The following is a 23167-nucleotide window of genomic DNA, read 5'->3' on the forward strand; positions in this document are numbered from 1 at the left end:
GTAGCGTCCGCTCCAGGGCTGGCTTGGTGCGGGGGATCGTCAGGCTGACGGACCATACTCCGCGGCGGACGGTCAAGGTCGCGCGGTGTCGCGAGGCTGCGGGCAGCGCACCGAGAATGCTAGCCGATCGCAAGTTTGGGATCTACAACGACTCCGTCTTCTACCGGCGGAGGCGCGTAACTTTGACCCTCGAAGGTGAACTTGAAGCGCAATTGCTTGTCGCCGCCAGTAGTCTTGCGCTTGGGCGGTGGCCGCAAAAGGTCTGCTGGCGCGGAAACCGGCAATCGAGGGCGACGCCCCTCGAACAGATCACGCAGAGGCGCGATTTGTAGGCGCTGGAACTCTCCGTGCGCGGTCTTTACCTGGCCCGCTGACAACGCCGCCGTCCGCATCGGGCCTGTCGGATCGGCCAGACAGATAAGGACGCCCATGTCCGCGCCCTGCTGGTCGACAACGGCACGCAATTCGCGGACCGCATCGACTCCCACGGTTCTCCCGCCCTTCACTGAAATGATGATACGCCCCACACCCCGGGGCCCATTGAGAAAGAGGATTTCACCGTCTACGCCGCCGTCGGCACCCTTTTTTCGGTCGCGGAACCTCTGAGCGCCGATAAGGTCGCACGCCCACCATTGGAATTGATACTTGTTGCGTTCCGCGAGCGCCTGGGCGCTTTCAAAGTCCTGGGGGCGGCCGTCAATATCAATGATCAGGTCCGGGAAGGCCTTGCCTAGACGGGTCTGAATGAGGGTGACCGCGTAGTGTGTGACGTCGATTCCCAACCAGTTGCGGCCAAGCGACTGCGCCGCGTGCACCGTCGTCCCGCATCCGCAAAACGGATCTAGGACGAGGCTGTCCGGCGTCGATGATGCGCGGATAATGCGTTCCAGTAGCGCGAGCGGCTTTTGCGTCGGGTACCCAAGCCGTTCCTTTGCTGTCTGATTCAGGCGATCGATGTCTGTCCAGACATCGCCGATCGTCACGGTGCGGTTGCTTGGGTCAAAGGGTTCGTCGGCGCGTCGGCGGGGAAAGCCGCCGTCCGCTGGCCAATGTATGAGGCCCGCCATGTCCAGAGCCTCACGCTGCCGCTCCGACTGGCCCCAGTGGCGCCCGAAAGAGCCTGGATTAAAGCCGCGCCACGGGAGTCCACTGTCGCCATCCCTGGTTACGCCGGGGCCAGTAAGTTCGAACGTTTGGTACTTCTTCCCGTCGAAGCCAGTGATCAACGTGTGGGGCAACTTATTGGGGTCCGCCGGTCCGGTCTGCGGATTGAACGTGAAAGTGCTGCTCTTGGTGTAGAACAACAGCACGTCATGCAGCGCGGGCCACTTTCCCCGCGTCCCGCGAGCGTTAGTCCTCTTCCAGATCAATTCGCCCTTAAAGCCGGTTGCACCAAAGATCGCGTCGAGCATGAGCTTCAGGTAATGGCTCGCACTCGGGTCACAGTGGAGGTACAGGCTTCCCGTATCCTTCAAGACGCGATGTAGTTCCGTCAGGCGCGCGGTCATCATCGCCAAGTACGCCATGGTATCGCTCTCGCGCAGCCAAGTGCGTAGCGATCCGAGAAGTCGTGCGGGGGTGCCGCCGGCCTCCACGACCTCCCGAAATGCCCTGTCGGCGGCCTCCCCCCACTTCCAGGTGTCCTCAAAGGCGAGGGCCTGGGCACCCGACGCGGCGCCCTCGGGCGAGCGAAACAACAGGTTATAGTCAGCCTTGGAGTTGAAAGGAGGGTCGAGATAAATCAGGTCAGCCGACTGATCCGCGACGTACTCTCGAAGCACATCGAGGTTGTCCCCAAAATACAGCTTATTCATTGGAACGCCCCGCCAGCGTTATCCACAGCTTGTGGATAATCCTTGCCGGTGGTTAAGGAGTGATTCACGAAAGGTTGACTGTTTCTTACAAGCGCGCCAGCGTTGCATGGAAAGGCTGCCCGGCGGCAGCTGATCAAGTCGGCTGCAGGCTGGTCTGTTGTGCAGGCCTTGTGTGCCTTGATGCCGGGCGCCCCGCGCGAATTTCACGGGTGCTGGCGTGCATCACGCTTCTACGTCGGCCACGGCGGCTCGTCCCGCGAGAGGGCGTCGACCAGGCGCAGCAACAGCGCCCGGTCGTCTGCGCGCTCGAGCGCTGAGAAGGCGGCGAGCATCTCCGGCGCACCGGGCTGCATAAGCGCGGCGTGAACTTGGGCGGCCGTCGCGTCGTCGCCAATGAGAGTGGTGACGGAGACGCCCAGCGCCCCGGCCAGGCCGGCGAGGGCGCTGACGGTGATCCTGTTCTGGCCCTGCTCATAGCGCTGGAGCTGCTGGTAGGAACAGCCGGCCGCCGCAGCCACATCCTGGAGCGTAAGGCCTAGGTGCAGGCGCTGCACCCTCAGGCGGGCGCCGATGGCAGCGTCGATCGGATCAGCGCTCAAGGCGAGGTCAGAGCCACCGCATGACGCCGCCGTGGTACGAGCACGTTCCGCGATGATGGAGGCTGAAACTGTAGGAGCCATCACGACATTGGGCGGTCGCGCCCGGCGGCGGCTGCGTAGCTTGGACCGGCCGGTGGACCGTCACCCCGTCGCTGTTGACGTAGGTGTCGCCCCGGTGGCCGCGGGCCTCTGCCGGTGACGCGGCGATCGCTAAGGCGAGTGCGAGTATGACGGAACGCATGCCTTCCCCCCGTTGCAGAGGAGTTGATGCGATCCGGGCGGGACGTACAAGAGGGGGGGGCGGAAGGAAGCGGGAGCTTGGCGCCGCCTGCCCTTTCCCTCACCCTCGGGCGGTCAGGGACGGGGGGATCCGATGACGTGGAGACCGCAGGTGAGGCGGGCACCTAAGCAGCCCGCGACGCCGAAGCGCCGGCCAAACTGGTGGGAACTGGCGAACAGTTCTTTCGGCCTGTTTCTGCTTTCTGGCGTGCTGCTCGGGGGGGCTGGTACGCTCTACAGCGGGTATCAGGAGCGACTGAAGGATCACCATGCGCGCATGGCCGCGACTGGACCGCTCACGATCGAGATTCAAAAGCGAGCGCGCCAGCTTGAGGTCATAGCGGCGCGGCTCCGGACGGAGAAGGCCTCCGCCACGCCACCCAGTGTTGAATCTGTGAAGAGGGACTGTCAGGAAATAGACGATGTCCTCAATGGGCGCGGCGTATATCATCCTTCGTCAAAGGATTTCGAGCAGCGAGACTTGTCCGGTTTACTACAAAATGAGGATGTCCTATTCGGTGACTACCTTAGGACCGTTGAGTGGGACACTCACGGGGGAGCAACGACGCTGAACGCCATGAGCTATGTTGAACTATACGTCAACGACATTCAAATGCCGGACATGATCGACAACACAGGCCAATGGACGCATCGCGGCGCGATCTCGGCAACCTCATTCGCCGGCGTGATCGAGGCCGAGGTCACATACTTGGTAGAGTATGCGGAGGCGCGCGACTTTCAATACGAGCGCTGCGCTAACCTCGCGCCAGGCCACTGGTGGACAGACGAGCAGAGCGAGTACCAAAGTTGCATCCACAGCGCCCTCATTCAGCGGCTCGGTGAGGCGATCGCGGGTAAGGCCTTCGAGCCTCCGCCACCGGGCCAATTGGGTGTTCATGGCTAAGGGAAGGGCTCCCACGCCTCGGCGATGCGGCCTTTGGGCGCGCTCAGCACCGCGACGGCGAAGCGCAAGTTCAGCGCTGGTCCCATTCCACGACGAGCGTCCCTTCGAACAGCTGAGCGGCACGGTTGATGTACTTCCAGTTCGGGCGCCTACAGCACCGGCGGAAGTAGTGCTTCGTCTTCGCCAGGAGATCGAGATCGACCAGGGTCAAGCCGTGCTCACGGGCCTTGGCGCGCACCGAATCTAAAGCAGGCACGCCGAGCACCTTGAAGGGGCGCCCGAGGCGGCTGGGCGCGCGGATATGCCAGGCCTTGCCGTGAATCTGACGGAGGCGAAGGTTGGGAAAAGCCGCCTTCAGCTCCTTGTCCGAGGCCTTGCGCGCGTAGAGGCTACGGAGTTTGAGAACCTCCAGGTTGGTCCAGATGTGTCGCCGCCTCACGACCCCCATTTCGTGGGCGCGGACCCTGATAGCTTTGGGAGTGCGGTGCGGCAGGAGCTCGTAAATCCGCCGGTAGTTCGGATAGTGCTCTCTGATGATATCTCGCTCCCGCGGGGTCCAAGCGATTTCGCCAAAGAGGGTCTTGCCTGTCGCAGCGATACAGGCACGCGCCCTGTCTCCCGCCGCAAGTCCCGCCCGCTGAGAACGCGAAAGCTGCATGGATGTCGCCCAAGCTTGTCGTGAAGGCGTCGGCCGCCTGGTCAACATGCTGAAGCCAGTCCTTCGGCGCGGACAGCCTGCGACACGCGCCTCCCTGTGGGCGGTTAGCGCCCGCTTGTGGACGGGAGGGCGCAGGCTCCAAGATCGGTGGCGCGGGCCTTTAGCGTTGCTATTGTGTTGCCCATGACCGAACTCAAGCGCCCACATGGCCGTTACCGCGAGACGAACCCCGCGTCGGGTGCGACCTACGCAAACGTGTCTGACGGCTCGATGGCATTCGATATCGACGAAGCAACCTATCGGCTTCGGGAGTATCTTCCCGCCTATGACGCGCTCCCGACCAAGGCCGAGTATCTAGAAAATGGTGGGCAAATCGGCGGCTAGAGTTGACCTGAGTCGCAGGTCAGCGCGCGTCGAAGACCATCCGCGACGTCTGGTCGATCGGGTCCGCGTAGCCCGGGACGAGCTCGAACTCGGGCGCCCCTTCGTCGTCGCACTCCACCTCTAGGTCGGTGCGGTCGCCGAGTGCCCAAAAGCGTTGATCCAGGCGGCCAATCGAGCCAAGCGTGGGCTCAGCGTCGGCGCACTCCTCAAGCAACCCCTCGTCCTCAAAGTCGGGCTCGCCGTCGATCGCGTCCAGCTTGGCGATCAGGCTTTCGCGCAGGTCTTCTAGACGCTCAAGGGCCGCTTCAAGGTGGCGTCGGCGCGCAAGCGTGGCGTTCGCTTTGGCCGCTTCGCCGATGCGCAGGATCTGGTTGGCGCTGCGGCCAACGAACAGGCGTGGCCAGCGCAGGAAAGCGTCGGTCGCAGCCGTAGGGATGGCGACGACGCGGGAGGCAGGGGGAATGTGGCTCATAGCGAGGCTCACCAGCTCAGCCGGCCGGTCAGGCCGGCGGCCTGCCAATCAGCGTTGCGGATGTAGCGAGCGGAGATCGCAGCGCGGCCCGTGGAGGTTGTGACGGTGGAGTGCAGGGCGACGCGGCCGCCGCGGGCCAGTGTGCGCGACAGACGAGAGCCTGGGCACCCGGCCTTCACCCAGCGCCAAGCGGCACGAAGGCAGTCAGCGAAGTCGCGCGCGCTATCAAGGCGGCGTAACTTCCAAGCCGTCAGCATTGCGGCCTTTGCGGCATCGCGGCGGCTTTGCTCTCTGTCGGACATTGCACCCTCGCGACTGATGAATTAGCCTTGAGGTCTAAGTTAGTCGCCCTGGAGGCGACTGTAAATCCCCTGAGGCTAGAAAGTTAGCCGTGAGGTATCAAAATGCTGACCGGTGAGCAGATCAGAGCGGCGCGCGCACTGGCGCGGCTGGAGCAAACGGACTTAGCCGAGAGAGCTGAACTTTCACTGGCGACTATCAAGCGCCTGGAACGCATCAAAGGGCCGATCGGCGCCAATACCGCGACCGAGGCGGCAATCCGCAAAGCGCTCTCAGGGGCCGGGGTCATCCTCATTGATGAGAACGGCGAAGGGCCGGGTGTTCGACTTCGGAAGAGTCAGGGCTGAGCCCACTCTATCCGGCCTCCTCAAATTGCGTGGATGACTCGACTCTTGGGTGCATTGGAGTCACCCCTATTGGATAGGGTGAAACCTTGGGGGAAATGCAATGAGGGTGCTCCTGGCGGTGGCGGCGATCGTGATGATCGGCGGAGCGGCTGATGCGCGAGGTGGCGGCGGCCGGCCTTACTACGGGGGCGGACACCACACCGAAAGTCATGGCGGCCATTACACCGGCGGCTCTGGCGGATCGTCGCACAAGGGCGGCCACTACACCTCGCCGACCGGTGCGCACGTCTACGGGCGCCACAAGCCGGGCTAATCCGCCGTGGTTGAGGATGATCCGACAGAGCGGTTTCCGCCCTTCAGCGACTTCGTCAAAGCGGGTGAGTTCGCCGTTCGCCACGCCCTCGATAGCGGGCACTACAAGGGTGGCAACGCGGCGTCTGCACGCGCGTGGCTCGGCCGGAAAGAGGCCGCGCGTCAAGCTCGCAATGAGGCTTCCCAGGCCGAGCAGACAGAGCTTGCGCGTTCAGCCAAGGATGCCGCATGGGCTGCGGCCGCGGCTGCTCGAGAGGCCGCAGACGCGACTCTTGAACAGGCACGACAGGCCAAGAACGCCAACACGATAGCGACGCTCGCCATGATAGTGGCGGTGATCTCGATCGCCGTGACTGTCATTGGGATTTTCGTTCATCGGTAGCGGGTCCTTGGCCGGCGGCTGATGCCGCCAGCGCCCGCTGGATCGCCCTGGCCCGCATGATCACGCCAGTCTGAAACGCCGTCGTCGAAGCGTCGGAAGCCGGCACTTTTGCCAGCATCGTCTTGGCGAACGCCGGATCACGCACCATGCGGTTTACGACGTCCTGGGTGCTCTGCATCCCGCGGTCGCGGATGGCTTGGAGCGCCTCCGATAGCGCAGCGCCGGCGGCTGCGCCGAACTCCGGCGGCAGGCCCGCATGGGCGCCAGCGCCATACCCGAGCGCGAAGCCAAACATGTCCAAGACGGAGCGCGCGGCCAGCTTTCCAGCATGGGCTTTAAGCAGCGGAGCGATGTCCTGCGCCGTGTTCGATTGGTTCGGCAGCTTCAGTGCGTTGATCGACCGTGCTGAGCGCTGAAGGTCCGCGGCGATAGCATGGAGGTTCGCCAGTTCGTCTTGATCGAACACGACGCGCAGGGCGCCGCTGTTCTTGCGGACGAACGTCTGGAACGCATCGGCCTTGATCAGGGCGTCGCCTGACGTCGCCGCCTCGGTGTTGCCGATGAAATTGGTGGTGATGTGGTCGGCAACGGCCTGCTTCAAGCCGGCAATCGCGGCCGGGTCGCCCTTCAGCCGCGCCACAAGCGCCTTCATCTGGGTGACAGCGTCGGCCTTGTTGAACAGGGCGCCAACGATGCGCTGAACGTCCTGCGGGTCGGCGGCGCGCAGCAGAACGCCAAGCTTATCGGCGTTGGCCGCCTTCACTGCGGCGTCGCGGTTCGCGGTGGCCTCCCCCAGAGCACCTTGCGCCTCGCCAACGTCAGCTAGACGCGCGCGCGCGTCGTCTGGCAGGGCGCGCAGGGCGTCCTGATTTGCCTTCATCCAGCGGGCATGCGCCGCAGCGTCAATCGAGCCGTCAGCCTTCACAGCGGCACGGCGCAGGCTCTGTGCGGCGTAGTCCTCAATGAGCTGCTGAGCGCGATCGCCGCCGGCAGCGATGGCGTTCTGCACGCGCTCAAAGCCATCAGGCCCGGGCTTGAAAATCTTTCCCGGCACTTCGCCGTTGAGGACGGAGTAGCCGCCGCTCTTGTCCTGCGCGAGGATGTCGTCGACGGGATCGGCGCCGAACGTCCGGCGCTGCGCCTTGTACTCGGCGTTGGCCGCCCTCAGTCCTGGGATCGCGTCGGGGGAGACGGTGGGTTGGACCCCACCAGCTTGCGGTACTCCCGCACCTCCCGCAGTAGATCCAGGCGCCCCTCCCGTCGATACTGTTGCTCTATCAGAGCTAGGAACGCCGGCCGATCCGCTTCCGGCAATTCCTGGATCGCCACTGCCAATAGCATTCCGGGCTTCGGCTTGTCGGACTCTGAAGGCGGCAACGTCAGCCTGCATCCTCGCGAGGATGGCCTGCTCAGGGGCCATCTGGCCGGCGGAAACAGCCGCCTGATGATTTTCTACCGTGTCGGCAATCGAACTATCAAGGTTCGTGTCTATGGCCTGCTGCAGCCGCGTCAGCCGGCGTACGGCGGACGGGTCGCCGCCCGGGGCACGTTGGCCCCGCAGTTCCGCCCCCACACGGCTACGCAGTTCCAACAGGTCCACCATGGGCGCAACCGGCTTCATTGAGCCAGCCGCTGAGAAGATGGCCGCCTCTTCCGGTCCCATTGGCTTGGCCGTGGGACGCTGGCTCGCCAGAATGTCGCTCGCCGCGCCGCGCGTCGCGCCCACATTGGCCGTGACGCCCGGGTCATCAAGCCCAAGCTCGGTGTACATCGCCGAGGTGCGAGCCCGGCCAGCCTTCTCCGCGTCACTGATGGCCTGACGAATGCTCGCGCCTACGTCCTCGGGCGTGGATGTGCCGCCAAGTGCGTCCGTCGCCTGCGAGGCCTTTGCCGCAGCGGCGTTGACCTGCGCTTCTGTCTCGGCGTCGATGGCGTCCTGCTTCGCCCTGATTGCCGCGCCGACGTCGGCAGGGTCACCTTGCGGGTTGGGCATGGCCTGGACACGCGCGGCGTTCTGATCGGCTGCAAGCTGCTGGTAGACGCCGGGGTTGCTGGTGCGGTCCGCGCGCTCTAGCGAACCAACGCCGGTGTCACCTGTCACCTGGAAGGTCGTCGGTTGCGATCCCGGCACGAGCTCCTGTCCACCCGCGTTCAGAGTGTCCTCGACGGCCTGCGGATCGGTGGCAGCGGCGCGAAACTGGCGCACCCCCTTCACTTCGGCCGCCTTCACCGGGCCTTCGGGCTTGGGCGTCGACCTGGCTCCAGCCGCGTCCGCAGCGCCTGGAACCGCAACGCCGCCGACCAGAGCGCCGACCTGGCCAGCTAGCTCCTGCTCTTCCGGCGTAGCGCCGGCCGCTCGCGCCGCTTCGGATGCCGTCTGCCCGGTGACCGATGGCGCGAGTGTGCCGACGATTTTTGCAGGGATCGTCTCGCCAGCCAACGGGGCCAGGGGCAGTGCGCCGCCGACCGCTGCCGCATAGCGCTCCGGCATGTTCCGCGGTTGATAGCCCGTGTGCGTGGCGGCCTGGAGATCCTCTGTGTTGAGGGTCCGGCTGTATGATCCGCTCGCGATGGCATCGGGCGTGGCGGTGCTGCGCACGGTTTGCCCGGCTGGGGCCGCATCGTGAGGGTTGGTCGCGGTGGCGGCATCGATAAGGCCGGCGATATTGTCCGTGACGCGGTTGACCTGCTCGAATGGCGAGACCATCCGGTAGGTGCCGGCGGCGAACTGATGCGCTTGATGCGCCTGGTCCTGAGAGATGACGCCCTGGTTCACCAGAAAGCCGAGCGTGGCGTCGACTGCACTGCGCGCCTTGTCGCGCAGATCGCCAGCGCCGCCGCCCGCCCCCTGAAGCACGGTGTGCGCCGCGCCTGAGCCGGCCGCCTTTGCCAGGCCTGTCGCCGTGACGGGGGCGTTAGTGGGCGTCTGCGGCGTCGAATAGGCGCCGTATGGATCGGCTGCTGGCGCTGCGGTCGAGAAGGCGCTGTACGGATCGCTCATCGCCCGGCCCTAGTGGAACTGCCGCCGAACGCCGTCCGTCCCATAGAACCACTTGCCGCGGTTGCTCGGGAACTTGGAGGCGGCGGCAGCCTGCTCGGGCGTGAAAATGGGGTCATGGCCGTTGGCGCCGACACCGCTGTTCCAACCGGGCAAGCTGCGTTGGCCGCCAGGAGCGGGGGCAGGAGGCGAACCTTGACCCGGACCAGCTCCCGGCGCTCCCGCAGCGCCGCCGGCGCCGTAGCCGCCCCGCAGGCGCGTCTGGATGCCATCGCGCACCGCCGTCAGGCTGTTGATGCGGTTCGCCATCTCCTGCTTCATGGTGGCGATGTTGGCCTGAAGCTGCTCGGGCGTCGCGGAATTGGCGAGGCGGCTGTAGGCCTCGTTCCGGGCGCTGTCTGACGTGGGCGCGCCGCCGGCGCCCGTGGTCGTGGACATCACCTTGGCGTACTCGTCGGCGACGGTCTTGAGCGCCAGGTTAAAGCGAGAGACGTTCGGGTCCCCGAACACCTGATCGCGGACGTGCTGCTGCCAGCGGTTGAAGATCGGGACGCCAGTCGTACCTGCGCCCTGCGGCATCAGCCTCAGCGCGAGGTCCGCGTTGGCATTCACCGCGCCTTCGCTGCCCTTCACGGCGTCAAGGGTCTTTTCCGCCTGCTGGAGCGCTGCGCCGGACGCCTTGATGCTGGCCGTGCCCGCGATGATGTCGGCCGGGCTCAGTCCAAGCGCCTTCGCCTGCTTCGTCGCCTCGGTCAGGATAGCCGTCTTCCACGCCGTGCCGTACTTTCCGGCGAGCTGCGGGAGTTTGCCGTTCTGGAGGTACAGTCCGGCCTGCATGGTCACGGAGTCGGGGTCCGGCGGGTTGCTCCCAAGGTCGCCGTCACCCGGCGAGTTCTGAAAGGCGATCCGCGAATAGGGCTGGCCCTGGGGCTGCGTCGCGCCTTGCGTCTGCCCCTGCGCCGCTGGGGCGCCGTTCCAACGGTTCTGCCAGAAGTTTACGAAGTCGCCGGCCGTCATCTGCGCGGCCTTGGCCTGCGCCGCCTGACGCTGCGCGGGCGTTTTGTAGGGCATGCCGATGTTGCCGGCGATCGCCGCCAGAGCGGTGTCCTTGTGACGATAGACCGGCGTCAGGGCGTCCACGGCGTTCGCGTTGGGATCGGCCGAGAGTAGCGCCATGCCGCCGCCCTGGCCCTGTTGGTGCATCAGGTAGAGGTTGGCCCCAGTCGGCGCGATGCCCACGCGCTGTAGGCCCGCAGCATCGGCGCGCGCTAGGTTCAGCGCCGCCTTCGTCTGGTCGCCCACGTCGTTGATGTTGCCACCGCCAGCCGCCGCGAACGTGGACGGGTGAAACTGGAAGATGCCCGTCGAAGAGCCGTTGCGCGCATTCGGCTGTCCGCGGCTTTCCGTGTAGGCGAGGCGACGCAGGTAGTCCTGCTCGTCAGGCGAAGCGCCGGCCTGCTGCGCGATCTGCGCGACCTGATCATACGTCCCGCCAGTGGGTGCAGGAGACGCTGGCGCGCCCTGGGCGGCACCGACGCCGCCGGCTGGAAGCGTGCCCTCTTTCGCGGCGCTGGCTGCGATCTTGTCGCGCTCGGCCGCCTCAGTTTCGAGGTTGTGTCGCCCGGTCTCCGCCTGCGTGGCGGCCTTCTGCTCTGGCTCCAGAAGCTTTCCGTAAGCGTCCGTTCCGATCACTGAAGCCAGCTTGACGCCTAGCATGCCTTGGGCGGCCTGAACTCCGCCGGGCTCGCCGAGCCCCGCAAGCATCTCCTCCTCGTCGGTTGTGTCGGTACCACGCGCCTTGTCGGCGTCGATGCGACGCTGCAGGACCGCTTTGGCGGCGTCGATGCGACCCGCGGCAAGGTTGCCGTGAACGGCCGCGTAGTCATTGAGCGCAAGCTTCTGCTGCTCGGCGTCAAGGACATCGTGCGCCTGCTTCAGCTGCGTTGCGATGGCCGGGTTCAGGGTGATCGCCGCCGCGACGTTTTGGGGCGTCGGGTTGGTCAGAACGGCGTGGATCGCCGCGGCGCTGGCCTGCGCGGCCTGCTGCTGTTTGGTTCGATCTTCGTCAGCCTGCGCCTGGGTCGTGATCGCCTGCTGTTGTTGCTGCCTCGCCTGGGCCTGGGCGTCGATGTAGGCGCCGGGGTCCTGGGCCATCAGGCCGGCGAACGCGGAAGGGTCCAGCGGGGGGAGGAGTTCAAAGCCCATCAGATGAAGCTCGACGCGAGGTTGCTCAGCGTGCTGCCGAACTTGTTGCCAAAGCTGCCATTGCCGCCGGGGATGGCGCTAAGGATCTGGCTCAGGATGTCGCCACCCGAGGCGTAAAGGCCTTGATCAGCTTGCGCCTTGTCGAGGATGCCGGCCGCGCGGGCGCGGCCCGCCGCCTGGTCCAGCGCAGCAATGGAACCCGCGGCGTTGGCTCCGAACTGGCCGCTGGATCCGACGGCGCTGAGACCCTGTCCAGACAGCCCCCCGAGATTGGCGAGCTGCTGCTGGATCACTTTGGCGAGCGTGTCGGAGCCGAAGTTGGCGAGCGACGACTGAATGTTGCCGCCGCGCAAGCCGCCGGTCGCACTGCCATTCTGGAGGATCGCCTCTTGGCCGTTGCGCATCAGTGACTGGAAGAGCGGCGAGGCCTGAAGGTTGTTGATCGCCGCCGTTTGCGCGTTGTTGCCGCCGAGCCCTAAGAGGGCGCCTTCGGCGTTCGTCGCGTTCGTGCCGCTGGTGATGTACGGGCTCAGCAGCCCATTGATCCGGTCGGACTCGTTGTTCAGGGTGTCTATTCCCTGATTGTAGCCGTTGACCTGCTGCTGGGCCGCGTCCTTCGCGGCGTTGCCCTTTGCAATTGAGCCGAAGACGTTCGCGATGTCGGACAGGAAGCCCATGGGTGGTTGCCTCAGTTCAGCGTCCGATCCGGCGACAGGTCCGCCGGATCGGTGGTCATGGTCGGGTGAGAGGGGGTGGCGTCCGCGGCTGGAAGGGGGGCTTCAGTCGCGGACGCCGCACCGGCGCTGTGGTCGGCAGCGGCGGCGTGTTCCTTGCGGATAGCCTCAAGATGAGGGGCGAAGATTTCCCACAGGACTCGATCGATAAGCGGCATCGATCAAACTCCGCTACGCACGTTGTGCGGCGCAGAGGCCGGTTCGCCGAGTTGGATGTGCTTAAGTTTTGTCACGACCAATCCCCCGTCATCTACGGGGGTATGGTCGAAGCGTTACGCCGTCAAAGGCCGGCCGCGATCTGCCAACTAGGCCTCAGGTCGTGCTAGAACGAGGCTGCACTTCAACGTCCTGCACGCCGCACGCCTCGCACTCGCCGATCGATTCCAATGGGGTGAAATGGGAGGCTCGCACAGTGCGGAAGCCGGTCCAAGATGACCGGAATCTATTCCAATCGTCAGACGACAGGACCAGCTCGCCGGTTGCCCCGCAGGCCCGGCATGTCGTGTGGTAGCGGTCGTGTTCCCAGCTCATACGAGCAGAACGCTAGCAGCGGTGCTGATCCTTGTCTCGCGAACGGTGGATGGCGGGGTCGTTGCCCATACGGGGCGCCTGGCCCGTAGGAAGGTGCTTGGGACCCCGAGTTTGCTGGGACGCCCCGCCTGAAAGCAAGAACGCCTTAGGTCATAATTAGCTGCTTGCGGTTGCCGGCTCGCGCGCGCGTATTGCTCCCACCCCAGTCGGTGCTCCGCTGCTCTGCCCGCCTACCTTTGCACTACTCTGTTCCGGAACGACGCACGCACGCGCGCGATGCGTTCCGAAATTCCGCCGGCATCTCGCGCGTGTGGGCTGACAAAATTCGACGGTGAAGGTGAACGCTCCTTTTTATGGGCTCCGAAAACTCCAGCGCGACGCCGGCAGGCTCTCACTAGACGACAGCAAAGTGCTGATCTGGGCACGCAACCGTTTCGGCACTTTCGGGCACTTTGCCGACGGGAAGCTTGGGCTCGGGCGTCGAGAATTTCCGACGTTTATTTATTCCTCGCCGATCATCGCAGCGGTCTCTGGGGCGGCGCTCTCACCCTCACGCGCCGCAGGAGCCTCACGCGCGCACGCGCGTACTGGTCTCGCAAAATTCCTGAGACGCCTGGCTGCGCGTTCTTGGGCACTTCGGCGCGAGAGCGGCGAGCCTGACAATCCTGACGAAAAACGCCTCTAGGCGTTCGGAGGCCCGAAAACGCAGAGAGAGGGGGGAAACCTTTTATGCTCTGCGCGCGCAATCAGGATTGTCAGGAAATCGGCCAAATCCTGACAATCCTGACGGAAACGCCCTTTCACGCTGCGCCCCCTTCTTGAACGGACCGGAGCGCCCTCAGGGCGGCGGCCTTGCGCTCGCTCTCTGCGGCTCGGCGCGCCTGCAAGGCGTCTCTCAGGCCAGGCACGACGCACCAGGCGCGCACAGGAACCGTGTTGGTCGCCTCGGCGAGCCAGCCGCCGGCCACGAGAGGCGAGACCCTCTGTGCGACTTCCTGCACGCTGCAGCCGCGCATGGATCGCACGTTCGTGGTGAAGTCTGAGGGGACAAGACGGTCCTTGTCGGCGGTCAGCACGAAAGAGGCGACGGCCCGCAAGTCCTCCCAATCGCCCCGATCCCCTGCGGCCCTGTAGAGCGCGAGGGCGTGGGGTAGAACGAACTCTTTGATGATCCTGGCTGCGCCGGCCGCTGCCGCCTCTGTGACGGGCTCGTAGGGCGCGCGCTGGGGGTCGGACACAAGGTGCAGGATCAGCGTCAGGGAGCCGTGCACGCCGGCCAGCTTGCCAACGAACGAGGTGAAGTTGTCGCCGAGCCCGTCCGCGTTCTCCAGATCGAACAGGTACTGCTGCAGCCCCTTCGCGGCGATCATCGCCTCGGGGGTCATCAGGAGCGCGGCGCCGCGCATTCCCAGGAGATAGGAAATCAACGTGTCGTAGCGCTCCACGACATCGCCCGGGGGCAAGTCTTGGGGGAGGCGCGCGTTGCGCATCATCACCGGCAGGAAGCGTTGCAGCAGGCCGTCAGACGTCAGCTTGCCCAACTCCTCCAGCCGCTTCGGCTGCGTGCCGCCCAGCATGGAAACGCTCGCGTTGGCGACGTAGATCGACCCGCGGCCAATGCGGTCGATGTGGTAGGGGCCGCCGTTGTAGGCGGTCAGCCAGAAGCCGCGGTCTGCGGACGCACCCTTGCCGCCGCTGTACTTGTCCATGGCGCCCAGCCAGGAGGCGAGCTCGTCCTGCACGACCAGCAACCCGCGGTCCTGTTGGGAGAGGATCTCACCCAGCTTTTCGCTGGTGACGTCGTTCGCCTTGTAGCGGATGCGCGGGGGGAGGGGGTCCGGCTTCTCGCCGGCCGCCTTCAAGTCGTTGAGCCTCGCCTGTTCCTTCCGGTGGGCCTCTTCCACGCGGCGCTCAGCGGCGGCCAGCGGCCGAAGGCACGCCGACATGGCGGGCGTCTTCTTCGTGGACGGCGCGCCAACGAGAAGCACCCACAAGCGCGGATGCGTCCACCATTCGGCGTGCACCTGCATCTTGACCGCGAACTGGTGATCCAGGGCGCCGGAAATGGTCGCCAGGGCGGCCATAGCGAGCGCGCCGGGATCGACGCCGATCGCCGTGGCCTGGTAGCTGACGAAGTCCCTCACCACAGGCGGCAACGTGTCCAACGGGAACGTGGGGACCGCGAAGGTCTGCCAGGGGTCGAAAAACGTTGGCGCGTCCATCGAGGGGCCAGCTGTGGCGTGATCGTCGGTGCCGCTGGCGTCGTCGCCCTTGTCGTCGTCCCCAGTCTCCTCGGCGCTCGCCTCGGCGTCATCTGATGATGCGTCGGCAGGGTCAGCCGGCAGCGGCTCGCACTTCTCCGGCTTCGGCTCGGCCGGGCCGCGGAATTTGGCTTCCCGTTCGGCGCGGACGGCCAAGGCTTCCGCCTCGCCGACCCCCGTAAGGATCGAATAGAGACCGTGGCGAGCGAGGTAGCCGGCGCGCAGCCGGCGCAACGTGTTTCGCACCCGGTAGCGCAGCCCGTCGAGGCCCGCCCCGGTCGTCCAACGGCCGTCGCTGTTGTCGACGTTGGCAGGGTTTGAGAACTCTTCCCAGCAAGCCGCCCAGAGGTCATCAAACTCCGGGTCGCCGCCGACCATGTCCTGATACTGGCGCAGCTGGCGAAGGACGACGCTGATGAAGTGTTCTTCGCGGCCGTTGATGACGGGGCCAGCGCCAGGCATCCCCAGCAGATCAGCGCGCACGATCCCGCTCTTGGACCTCGTGCGATCCGAGAACGCGCCGGGCACGGATCGGGGCTCCACGGGCGCGAGCTGCTGGAGATAGGAAACCGCGGCTGGCTTGGCGTTGGGGAAAAGGTCGAGCCGCGTCAGCTCAGGCACGTAGCCGGCGTCTCGCTTGCGCTGATCGGGCCAATTGACCGTACCGGCAAGCCGCATGATGCGGGCGGCGTCGTGAACCTTGTGGTCGGCCCCTGTATGCCGAACCAAAGCCTCGAACGCGTGCGCGAAATCCCCGGCGTCGTCGCACGGCTCCGTCAGGCGCACCCAATGCTGTTTGCGCGGCTCCGGCGTTGTCCCCGTCGTCACCGTGGCGGACGCCTCGCAGACAGCTTCAAACGCCGCCGTCGTGGCCTCCGCGTCGCGGTCTATGTCGATCGGAACGGCAGTCGCCGCATAGAAGTACTCGCCTGTCGCTCTAGATCCCCGCGGGGCGTCTGGCGACCTGAGCGCCGCCCCCACATAGACGTTGCAGCCGCTAGCGTTGCGGGCCACGGCGAACGCCGCTGCCTCGTCCAACTCGTCCAGCCCGAACAGTCTCGCGGCGGTCGGACCGCGGCCCGCGCCGTCGTGGGCGATCTCAACAAGGGCGTCGTCGTAGGCCCCGCGAGCTGGCTCCGTCAGCCAATCCAGATGCTGGCGGACCGCGGCGAGGTTCGGTTGCGGCGCCCTCACGGGAAGGCCCTCAAGGGCGAGCGTCTCGAACAGCGAGTGGACCTCGCTTGGCACGCTCCGACCCTCGCGGGCCGCCTGGCGCGTCGCCTGATCGACACCGTGCTTGTCGAAGTGCGCAGCGATCTCCGCAGGCGTCACGCCCGCGGCCTTGGCCTCCTGCACCTTCTGTTCGAAAGCCGCGATAGTGGCGGCGGTGAGTGGGCTCAGGTCCGTAGCGCGGCGCCGGCCGGTGTACGTCTCGGTTGCGGTCAAAATTCCTCGTCGGCCCCTACGGGCGACGCCTCCAGATCGGAGCCGCTCAGGCCCCAGCGCGCACAGACGGCGCGTCCGTTGATTTTGGCGATGTGCTGGCGCTGAGCGGCCCGCAAGGCGTCCACGACGTCGTCGATCGCCTCCAGGGGGATATTCAGGCCCACCCGCAATTGCCTCAGGTTGCCCTGCGGGTCCCTCGCACAGGCTGAGACCTTCACAATCGGCGTCCCGTAGGCCTTGACCGTGGCGACGCGGACGAACCGGCTGCGCACGGGGATCAGGCGCACCGTATGTGCCGTCTCGCCAGGGACGAACGGGGCGTTCATCGGCGCACCGCAATGTGCGGGTTGGCGGTGCGGAGGAACGTCGCCCATTCGTTGGCGTGCTGCGGCCGGGTCTCTACGATCGCGACCGAGAGACGGCCAAAGGCGGCAAACGAGGCTGCACCTGCGTACTCCTCCGGATCGGGCTTCCCGGCGACGATCAGGGCCGCGTCGCAGCCCGACACGGCTCGACCAAGTGCCTTGCGGGGAAAGCCAGCGGGGCCGCGAGACGCCTGCAAGTCGTCGCCGATCAGCATCACCAGCGGGTGACGGCGGTTCGGAAGCCTGAAGGGCTCGCACCCCTGTATGACCAGGATGTGGTCAACGCCGTGGTCGCGCACCGCCGCCCAGATCGGGCGAAGGTGCAGGGGCGCCCCCTGCATCGCGTAGGTGATCCGCTCGCGGGGCGGGATGATCAGGGCCGGCGTCATCATTCGCCGCCCCCCGCATCCTTGGCGGCCTGGAACGCCTCGCGCTCCGCGTCCGTCGTCAGACGCCAGACGTTGACGGAGCCGCCGAGCGCGCCGCGGCCGTGGGCGCCGGTCTTGGCGACCAGCCCGAGGGCGAGCAGCTCGCTGAGGCGAGGCCGCGTGAGGTACCAGTGCAGTCCGATCCGCTCGCCGATTTCCTCGGCGGTCGCAGGGCCGGCTTCGAGCCCGGCCAGCACTTGCGCACGACGCCGCCCGACCTGGGGAGCATAGGCCAACGCTGCGGCTCGGCCCGTGCCCTCGTCTTTGAAGCCGGGTGCGTCGGGATATCGTTGCCTCGACCGCGCTTTTGTCCTATTCGTGGACTTGTTCGATCCGCCCGATTGGACTGTGTCTTGAGAGGGTCGCGCCGTGCCTGGCGCGGCCCTTTCGCCGTCTAGGGACGGCGTCCCCTTGCGATGTTCCATCGGATCACGCGGCCACGGGGGAGCGTTTGCCGGAAAGCCAAGCGTTCACTTCTGCTTCCGAATAGGCAACTCGACCACTGCTCAGCTTGATGGGCGGGGGGAAGTCGCCGGCCTTCACGAGCCGCCAGATTGTGATCCTGGAAAGGCTCGTCTTAGCCACGATGGCGCTGGTCGAAAGATAGCGGTCGTCGGATGGATTCAGCTGCACCGGGATAGCCCCATGAAATGGGCATGACCATGTCGGTCTCGCCCTGCAGCCCTCTCAGTTAGAACCAGAGGTTTACGACGTCAAAGCGGGTGAAACCGCCTGAGCCAGACTTTCTTTTTATGCCCGCGACAGCGCGTGCACATTCGAGGGACGCTCACGAACACCAACGATTTCAAGCAACAAGCCCTCCCATTGGAGGAGTGCCGCCCTCTTCTCCGGCAGATAGTCGTTAGCATCGTAAACGCTGGAGGACACGCGTGCGCCTCCACCCGTGTCGGCATGTTCCAGCAGGAGAGACCGGATAAAGGGCGAGATCCTGAGTCGTTCGCTGGTCATCAGCGTCGACGCCGTGCGACGGAAGTCATGCAAGGTCGCGTCGTCGATGCCCTGCGCGTAGAGTACGCCTTTCAGGGCATGGTTCATCGCGTTGGGGCTCATTGACCGATCGGCCCGCGGGTGCGGGAACACGAATCGCGTCTTCCGGCCCTCGTGAAGCTCCAGCGCCTCCTTGATCATCGCCCGAGCGGTGGGCGAGATCGGGACAGCGTGCGGCCTGCCGCTTTTGGTTCGCTCCCCAGGGATCAGCCAAACCGACCTGTCGTCGTTCAGCTCGGCGAGAGCCATGCCGGCAACCTCGCTCCGTCGCACCATGAGCATGAGCGTCAGCTTCAGCGCGATTTTCATCGCCGGGCCAACGTAGACCTTGTCGCCACGGTTACGCCTGCGCTCAGCAGGCAGCCTCAGGCCTTCCGGCGATGTGATCCCCTGCCAAAGCCGCGCCAATTCCTGATCGTTGTAGACACGCTTGCGCGCTGCCTCTGGGACCAGCATCGCCAGCTTGGCGATCGGGTTCGCCGGGAGGCGCTCCTCGTGGTCGACGGCGAAATTGAGCATCTGCCGCGCGATTGCATGGGCGCGGTTGGCGCGCGTGGTAGCGCCAGCATCGATCAAGCCGCGAATGAAGTTCCGAAACGTCGCCTTTGTGACCTTCTCAAGCCGCCAGCGGCCAACGCTGTCTTTCAGGTAGCGGTCATAGACGGCGCGCTCATGGTCGAGGCTTGATTGCCGCTTCTTCCGTTTGCGCGGGCGATATTCCCCACGTTCGCACGCTCGAAAATAGGCCTGCGCCAGATCGTCGAACGTCCGAATGGGCTGCGTTCTCGCGCGGTGCTTCTCCTGGCGCCGCGTCTCTGCGGGGTCCCCTCCGTCATCGACTGTGACCCTAGCCTTTCGGGCCTCCCTTCGCGCCCGCTCAAGATCAAACTCGTCGGAAAAGACGCCGAGCGTGATCCGGGCTTGGCGCTGGTCATCGCGGGTGCGGTAGCGAAAGGTCCAGGTCTTGCGGCCACCAGGCGAGACCCGCAGTTCAAGCCCCGGCGCCTGCGTGTCGGGGTAAGAAACCTGCTTGCCATCGACGGGCTTTGCGGCCTCACAAAAGCGCGCGGTGAGATTTCTAGCTGGCATGGCATGAAGCTATCAGATGCGCTGTGACCTAGCTAGAAATCAGGTCGCGAATAGGTCACGGCAGAACGTAACTCGGTGCAGCTTCCTGAAACGGACGGAAGCGATAAGGCCCGCTGGCTAAAGGAGTTAGAGAGCATGGCGAAATCCGACGAAACGGGTGGAAATCGCGAGATCACCATTTTCCACAATCCCAACTGCAGCACCTCGCGCAAGGCGCTGCAGATGATCCGCGACGCGGGCGCCGAGCCGAAGGTGGTGGAGTACCTGAAGACCGGCTGGACCCGGCCGCAGCTGGAAGGGCTGCTGGCGCGGATGGGCAAGCGTCCGCGCGACATCCTGCGCGTTCGGGGCACGCCCGCCGAAGAGCTGGGCCTGACCCGGCCGGACGCGTCCGACGACGAGATTCTCGACGCCATGACGCAGCATCCGGTCCTTGTGGAGCGGCCGATCGTGGCCAGCGCCAAGGGCGTCGCCCTGGGCCGGCCGGTTGAGGCGATCCAGCCGCTGCTGTGAGTCGCAGGCGCCGCCGACCCGCGCTCCACCCGGCGTTAACGTTAAGCCGCGAGGATGGCGGGCCATCCGGAGCCGCGTCCCATCTCGTCCGTCACCGTCCCCGAAGCTTTCCAGCCTGACCGGCCCAGCCGGCGGTGGCGCCATCGCGCCCTCGTCGCTGGCGCCGCATGCCTGGCGCTCGGCGTCGGCTGGCGGCTGACCTCCGGCCCCGCCCGGGCCGACGACGAGGCGGCGGCGCGCGCCATGACCGGCCCCGGGACGACCAGCCTCGGGGCGACCGGCCTGGGAGCCGTGCCCGACGGCTATCGCGCGCCGCGGGACATCCCGATCGAACTCAAGGCCGGCGAGGATCTGGAGCACGGCCTCGAACGCGCCGGCGCCGCCCCGGCCGAGGCCGCCCAGGCGGCCAGCGCCCTGCTGCAGGGTCGCGACGCCGCCAGCCTGGCCCCCGACGAGACCATCGCCTCGATCGCCCGGCCGAAGTTCCTGTTCGGACGCCCGCGGCTGATCGGCGTCTCGGCCCACACGCTGGGCGGCGAGAGCGTGATCGCGGCCCGCGGCTTCGACGGCGTGCTGCGGCTGCAGCCCTCGGCCACCCCCGCCACCAGCGTCACCACGGTGGCCAGCGGCGTGATGCGCGGCTCGCTGTACGAGAGCGCCGAGAAGGTGGGCGCCGACCTGACCCTGATCGCCAAGCTGGTGAAGCTGTTCTCCAACCGGCTGGACTTCGTGCGCGACATCCACGGCGGCGACCGATTCACCCTGGTGTTCGACCGCAAGGTGTCGACCAGCGGCGCGACGGTGGAGACCGGCGACCTGCGCTATGCCGAGATGGCCTCGCGCGGGCGCACCTTGCGGTTCTACGCCTTCAGCCACGACGGCCAGACCGAGTTCTTCGACGAGCGCGGCGTGGCCATCAAGGGCTTCCTGCTGAAGACCCCCGTCGACGGGGCGCACATCACCTCGACCTTCGGCATGCGCGAGCACCCGGTGCTGGGCTATACGCGGATGCACCAGGGCATCGACTTCGGCGCCGAGACCGGCACCCCGGTGCTGGCCGCCGGCGACGGGATCGTCGTCGAGCGCCGGGTCTGGGGCGGCTACGGCAACTGGCTGAAGATCCGCCACGCCGACGGCTGGGAGACCGGCTATGGCCACCTGTCGGCCTATGCCGCCGGCCTCTATCCCGGCATGCACGTCAGCCAGGGCCAGGTGGTGGCCTATGTGGGCGAGACCGGCCTGGCGACCGGCCCACACCTGCACTACGAGGTCTGGCGAGGCGGGGTGCGGGTCAATCCGATCGGCGCCGCGGCCCGCCAGGGCGTGGCGCTGCACGGCGCCGCGCTCACCGATTTCCGCGTGCAGCGTGCCCAGATCGACGCCATGCGCAAGGCCGCCGGCCCTGCGGGGACCACGGTGGCCCTCGACGGCGGCCAGGTCGGTCCAGCCGGTCCTCACCTGCGCGGCGGCGTCTGAGCCAATCGGCGCTTGCCGGCCGCCGCCTTCGGTGGCGGAATGTCCGACGATTTCAATCGAGACTTTTCCGGCCTGACGCTCCCCCAAGGAGGGCCCCAAGAGGGCGCGGGCGATGATGGGAGACGAGCATGTCCGACGTGCTGGACGCGCCCCTGGCGCGCACCGACGTTGTCACCACCTCCAACGGCCCGATCCGCGGCTACCAGGAGGGTGGCCTGTCGATCTTCAAGGGCGTGCGCTACGCCGCCCCGCCGACCGGGGCGCGGCGCTTCCGGCCACCCGAACGACCGACGCCATGGACCCAGCCCGCCGACACGGTGGCCCTGGGCGCCCCGGCGGTGCAGGTGGGCGTGCCGGTGGGCGAGACCACCGGCGGTCGCAGCGCCGGCGATCCGCCCGCGCCGGGCCAGCCGGCCACCGACGAGGACTGCCTGTTCCTCAACGTCTGGACCCCGGCTCTCTCCGGCGCCCGGCCGGTGATGGTCTGGCTGCACGGCGGCGGCTTCGCCAACGGCTCGGGCGGCGCGGCGATGTACGACGGCGCGGCGCTGGCCCGGCGCGGCGACGTGGTCACGGTGACCGTCAACCATCGCCTGAACGTGTTCGGCTACCTGCACCTGGGCGAACTTGGCGGGCATCCGTCCTCCGGCGAGGCCGGGATGCTCGACATCGTCATGGTGCTGGAATGGGTGCGCGACAACATCGCCCGCTTCGGCGGCGATCCCGGCAACGTCACCATCTTCGGCGAGAGCGGCGGCGGCTGGAAGGTGTCGATCCTGCAGGCCATGCCGGCGGCCAGGGGGCTGTTCCACAAGGCGATCATCCAGAGCGGGCCGGGCCTCACCGCCACGCCGGCCGACCAGGCGACGAAGAACGCCCGGGCGCTGCTGGACATCCTGGGCGTGACGCCGGGCGACCTCTCGAAGCTGGAGACCCTGAGCGCAGCCGAGATCCAGGACGCCGCGAGCAAGGTTCCGGGAGGCGCCGGCCTTGGCCTGTTCAACCCCTGTGTCGACGGGACCGCCCTGCCGCGCCATCCGTTCACCCCGGACGCCCCGCCGCAGTCGGCCGACGTGCCGGTGCTGATCGGGGTCAACAAGGACGAAGCCACCCTGTTCCTGCGCGCCGACCCGCGCTTCGGCGAATACACCGAGGAGGACGTGGCCAAGCACGCGCGGCGCCATGCCGGCGACAAGGCCGAGGCGCTCACCGCCGCCCTGCGCGCGCAGTTCCCGGACTATTCGCCCTCGCACCTGGCGGCGGCGATCCAGACCGCCACGGGCATGTGGATCGGCTCGGTGAACCTCGCCGAGCGCAAGGCGGCGCAGAAGGCCGCGCCGGTCTACATGTACACCCTGACGTGGGAGACGCCGGTGGCGCGCGGCTCGCTGCGCTGTCCGCACGCCCTGGAGATCCCGCTGGTGTTCGACAACGTCGAGGCGGCGCGCAACTTCGTCGGCCGCGGTGACGACCCGCAGGTGCTGGCCGAGCAGATGTCCGAAGCCTGGCTGGCCTTCGCGCGCACCGGCGACCCGAACACCGCCGCCCTGCCGGACTGGCCGGCCTATGACGCCGACCGCCGCGCGGTGATGCTGTTCGATCTGACCAGCCGGGTCGAGAACGACCCCATGGCCGAGGTGCGAAAAATCCTGCAAAGCTGAC

Annotated in this window: 23 protein-coding genes; 8 read left to right on the top strand and 15 right to left on the bottom strand. The window is 66.6% G+C overall.

Annotated features, from left to right (window positions below; genetic code table 11):
- Positions 1 to 119 precede the first annotated feature (119 nt).
- The 3 genes from ACO2Q3_RS13715 to ACO2Q3_RS13725 all read right to left on the bottom strand — a co-directional run bounded on the left by ACO2Q3_RS13715 (position 120) and on the right by ACO2Q3_RS13725 (position 2654).
- Complete coding sequence (locus tag ACO2Q3_RS13715) at positions 120 to 1814, bottom strand: site-specific DNA-methyltransferase (RefSeq protein ID WP_423307356.1); 1695 nt, start codon at positions 1812 to 1814, stop codon at positions 120 to 122.
- A 230-nt stretch (positions 1815 to 2044) separates the two neighbouring features.
- Entirely contained in the window at positions 2045 to 2413 is a 369-nt protein-coding gene (locus ACO2Q3_RS13720) for a helix-turn-helix domain-containing protein (RefSeq protein ID WP_423307358.1), read from the bottom strand.
- A gap of 7 nt (positions 2414 to 2420) precedes the next feature.
- A complete protein-coding gene (locus ACO2Q3_RS13725; protein ID WP_423307360.1) occupies positions 2421 to 2654 on the bottom strand; it encodes a DUF3761 domain-containing protein in 234 nt (77 codons plus the stop codon).
- A gap of 150 nt (positions 2655 to 2804) precedes the next feature.
- On the opposite strand from ACO2Q3_RS13725, the gene ACO2Q3_RS13730 reads away from it, so the two are divergent.
- Positions 2805 to 3596, top strand: coding sequence for a hypothetical protein (locus tag ACO2Q3_RS13730; RefSeq protein ID WP_423307362.1), 792 nt, complete (start codon positions 2805 to 2807; stop codon positions 3594 to 3596).
- A gap of 70 nt (positions 3597 to 3666) precedes the next feature.
- On the opposite strand, the gene ACO2Q3_RS13735 is transcribed toward ACO2Q3_RS13730, so the two are convergent.
- Positions 3667 to 4254, bottom strand: coding sequence for a hypothetical protein (locus ACO2Q3_RS13735; protein ID WP_423307364.1), 588 nt, complete (start codon positions 4252 to 4254; stop codon positions 3667 to 3669).
- A gap of 183 nt (positions 4255 to 4437) precedes the next feature.
- On the opposite strand from ACO2Q3_RS13735, the gene ACO2Q3_RS13740 reads away from it, so the two are divergent.
- Positions 4438 to 4638, top strand: coding sequence for a hypothetical protein (locus tag ACO2Q3_RS13740; RefSeq protein ID WP_423307366.1), 201 nt, complete (start codon positions 4438 to 4440; stop codon positions 4636 to 4638).
- Between the two features lie 19 nt (positions 4639 to 4657).
- On the opposite strand, the gene ACO2Q3_RS13745 is transcribed toward ACO2Q3_RS13740, so the two are convergent.
- Positions 4658 to 5110: a hypothetical protein gene (locus ACO2Q3_RS13745; RefSeq protein WP_423307368.1), complete on the bottom strand. Its 453-nt coding sequence runs from the start codon at positions 5108 to 5110 to the stop codon at positions 4658 to 4660.
- Positions 5111 to 5514: 404 nt separating this feature from the next.
- Here ACO2Q3_RS13745 and ACO2Q3_RS13750 point away from each other — a divergent pair, with 404 nt between their 5' ends.
- From ACO2Q3_RS13750 to ACO2Q3_RS13760, 3 genes are all read left to right on the top strand, one after another.
- A complete protein-coding gene (locus tag ACO2Q3_RS13750; protein ID WP_423307370.1) occupies positions 5515 to 5757 on the top strand; it encodes a helix-turn-helix domain-containing protein in 243 nt (80 codons plus the stop codon).
- A 100-nt stretch (positions 5758 to 5857) separates the two neighbouring features.
- Positions 5858 to 6070 (top strand): hypothetical protein, encoded by a 213-nt coding sequence (locus ACO2Q3_RS13755; protein ID WP_423307372.1) that lies wholly within the window; start codon positions 5858 to 5860, stop codon positions 6068 to 6070.
- 6 nt (positions 6071 to 6076) lie between these two features.
- On the top strand, positions 6077 to 6451 hold the full coding sequence (locus ACO2Q3_RS13760) for a hypothetical protein (protein ID WP_423307374.1): 375 nt from the start codon (positions 6077 to 6079) through the stop codon (positions 6449 to 6451).
- On the opposite strand, the gene ACO2Q3_RS13765 is transcribed toward ACO2Q3_RS13760, so the two are convergent.
- The 10 genes from ACO2Q3_RS13765 to ACO2Q3_RS13810 form a co-directional block, all read right to left on the bottom strand.
- Positions 6426 to 9452 (bottom strand): hypothetical protein, encoded by a 3027-nt coding sequence (locus ACO2Q3_RS13765; protein ID WP_423307376.1) that lies wholly within the window; start codon positions 9450 to 9452, stop codon positions 6426 to 6428. The two genes, ACO2Q3_RS13760 and ACO2Q3_RS13765, sit on opposite strands and share 26 nt — an antisense overlap.
- Positions 9453 to 9461: 9 nt before the next feature.
- Positions 9462 to 11654 (bottom strand): hypothetical protein, encoded by a 2193-nt coding sequence (locus tag ACO2Q3_RS13770; protein WP_423307378.1) that lies wholly within the window; start codon positions 11652 to 11654, stop codon positions 9462 to 9464.
- A complete protein-coding gene (locus ACO2Q3_RS13775) occupies positions 11654 to 12331 on the bottom strand; it encodes a hypothetical protein (RefSeq protein ID WP_423307380.1) in 678 nt (225 codons plus the stop codon). The genes ACO2Q3_RS13770 and ACO2Q3_RS13775 overlap by 1 nt, the downstream gene beginning before the upstream one ends.
- 11 nt (positions 12332 to 12342) lie before the next feature.
- Positions 12343 to 12546 (bottom strand): hypothetical protein, encoded by a 204-nt coding sequence (locus ACO2Q3_RS13780; protein WP_423307382.1) that lies wholly within the window; start codon positions 12544 to 12546, stop codon positions 12343 to 12345.
- Positions 12547 to 13719: 1173 nt separating this feature from the next.
- On the bottom strand, positions 13720 to 16626 hold the full coding sequence (locus ACO2Q3_RS13785; RefSeq protein WP_423307384.1) for a DUF3987 domain-containing protein: 2907 nt from the start codon (positions 16624 to 16626) through the stop codon (positions 13720 to 13722).
- The gene (locus ACO2Q3_RS13790) at positions 16623 to 16952 is read right to left on the bottom strand and encodes a hypothetical protein (protein WP_423307386.1); all 330 of its coding nucleotides are present in this window, start codon (positions 16950 to 16952) and stop codon (positions 16623 to 16625) included. The genes ACO2Q3_RS13785 and ACO2Q3_RS13790 overlap by 4 nt, the downstream gene beginning before the upstream one ends.
- Positions 16949 to 17380 carry a hypothetical protein gene (locus ACO2Q3_RS13795; RefSeq protein WP_423307388.1) on the bottom strand — a complete coding sequence of 144 codons (432 nt, stop codon included), beginning with the start codon at positions 17378 to 17380 and terminating at the stop codon, positions 16949 to 16951. The genes ACO2Q3_RS13790 and ACO2Q3_RS13795 overlap by 4 nt, the downstream gene beginning before the upstream one ends.
- Positions 17380 to 17655 carry a hypothetical protein gene (locus tag ACO2Q3_RS13800; protein WP_423307390.1) on the bottom strand — a complete coding sequence of 92 codons (276 nt, stop codon included), beginning with the start codon at positions 17653 to 17655 and terminating at the stop codon, positions 17380 to 17382. The genes ACO2Q3_RS13795 and ACO2Q3_RS13800 overlap by 1 nt, the downstream gene beginning before the upstream one ends.
- A 193-nt stretch (positions 17656 to 17848) precedes the next feature.
- Positions 17849 to 18052: a helix-turn-helix transcriptional regulator gene (locus ACO2Q3_RS13805; RefSeq protein ID WP_423307392.1), complete on the bottom strand. Its 204-nt coding sequence runs from the start codon at positions 18050 to 18052 to the stop codon at positions 17849 to 17851.
- 117 nt (positions 18053 to 18169) lie between these two features.
- Complete coding sequence (locus tag ACO2Q3_RS13810) at positions 18170 to 19516, bottom strand: tyrosine-type recombinase/integrase (RefSeq protein WP_423307394.1); 1347 nt, start codon at positions 19514 to 19516, stop codon at positions 18170 to 18172.
- Between the two features lie 135 nt (positions 19517 to 19651).
- Between ACO2Q3_RS13810 and arsC the strand changes: the two genes are divergently transcribed.
- From arsC to ACO2Q3_RS13825, 3 genes are all read left to right on the top strand, one after another.
- A complete protein-coding gene (gene arsC, locus ACO2Q3_RS13815; protein ID WP_423307396.1) occupies positions 19652 to 20029 on the top strand; it encodes an arsenate reductase (glutaredoxin) in 378 nt (125 codons plus the stop codon).
- 54 nt (positions 20030 to 20083) lie between these two features.
- Positions 20084 to 21505, top strand: a complete 1422-nt coding sequence (locus ACO2Q3_RS13820) for a M23 family metallopeptidase (protein ID WP_423307398.1) — start codon at positions 20084 to 20086, stop codon at positions 21503 to 21505.
- Positions 21506 to 21633: 128 nt separating this feature from the next.
- Positions 21634 to 23166 carry a carboxylesterase/lipase family protein gene (locus tag ACO2Q3_RS13825; RefSeq protein ID WP_423307400.1) on the top strand — a complete coding sequence of 511 codons (1533 nt, stop codon included), beginning with the start codon at positions 21634 to 21636 and terminating at the stop codon, positions 23164 to 23166.
- Position 23167: the final 1 nt, after the last annotated feature.

Origin of the sequence: Caulobacter sp. KR2-114 (assembly GCF_049446115.1) — a bacterium.
Classification (GTDB): Bacteria; Pseudomonadota; Alphaproteobacteria; order Caulobacterales; family Caulobacteraceae; genus Acaudatibacter.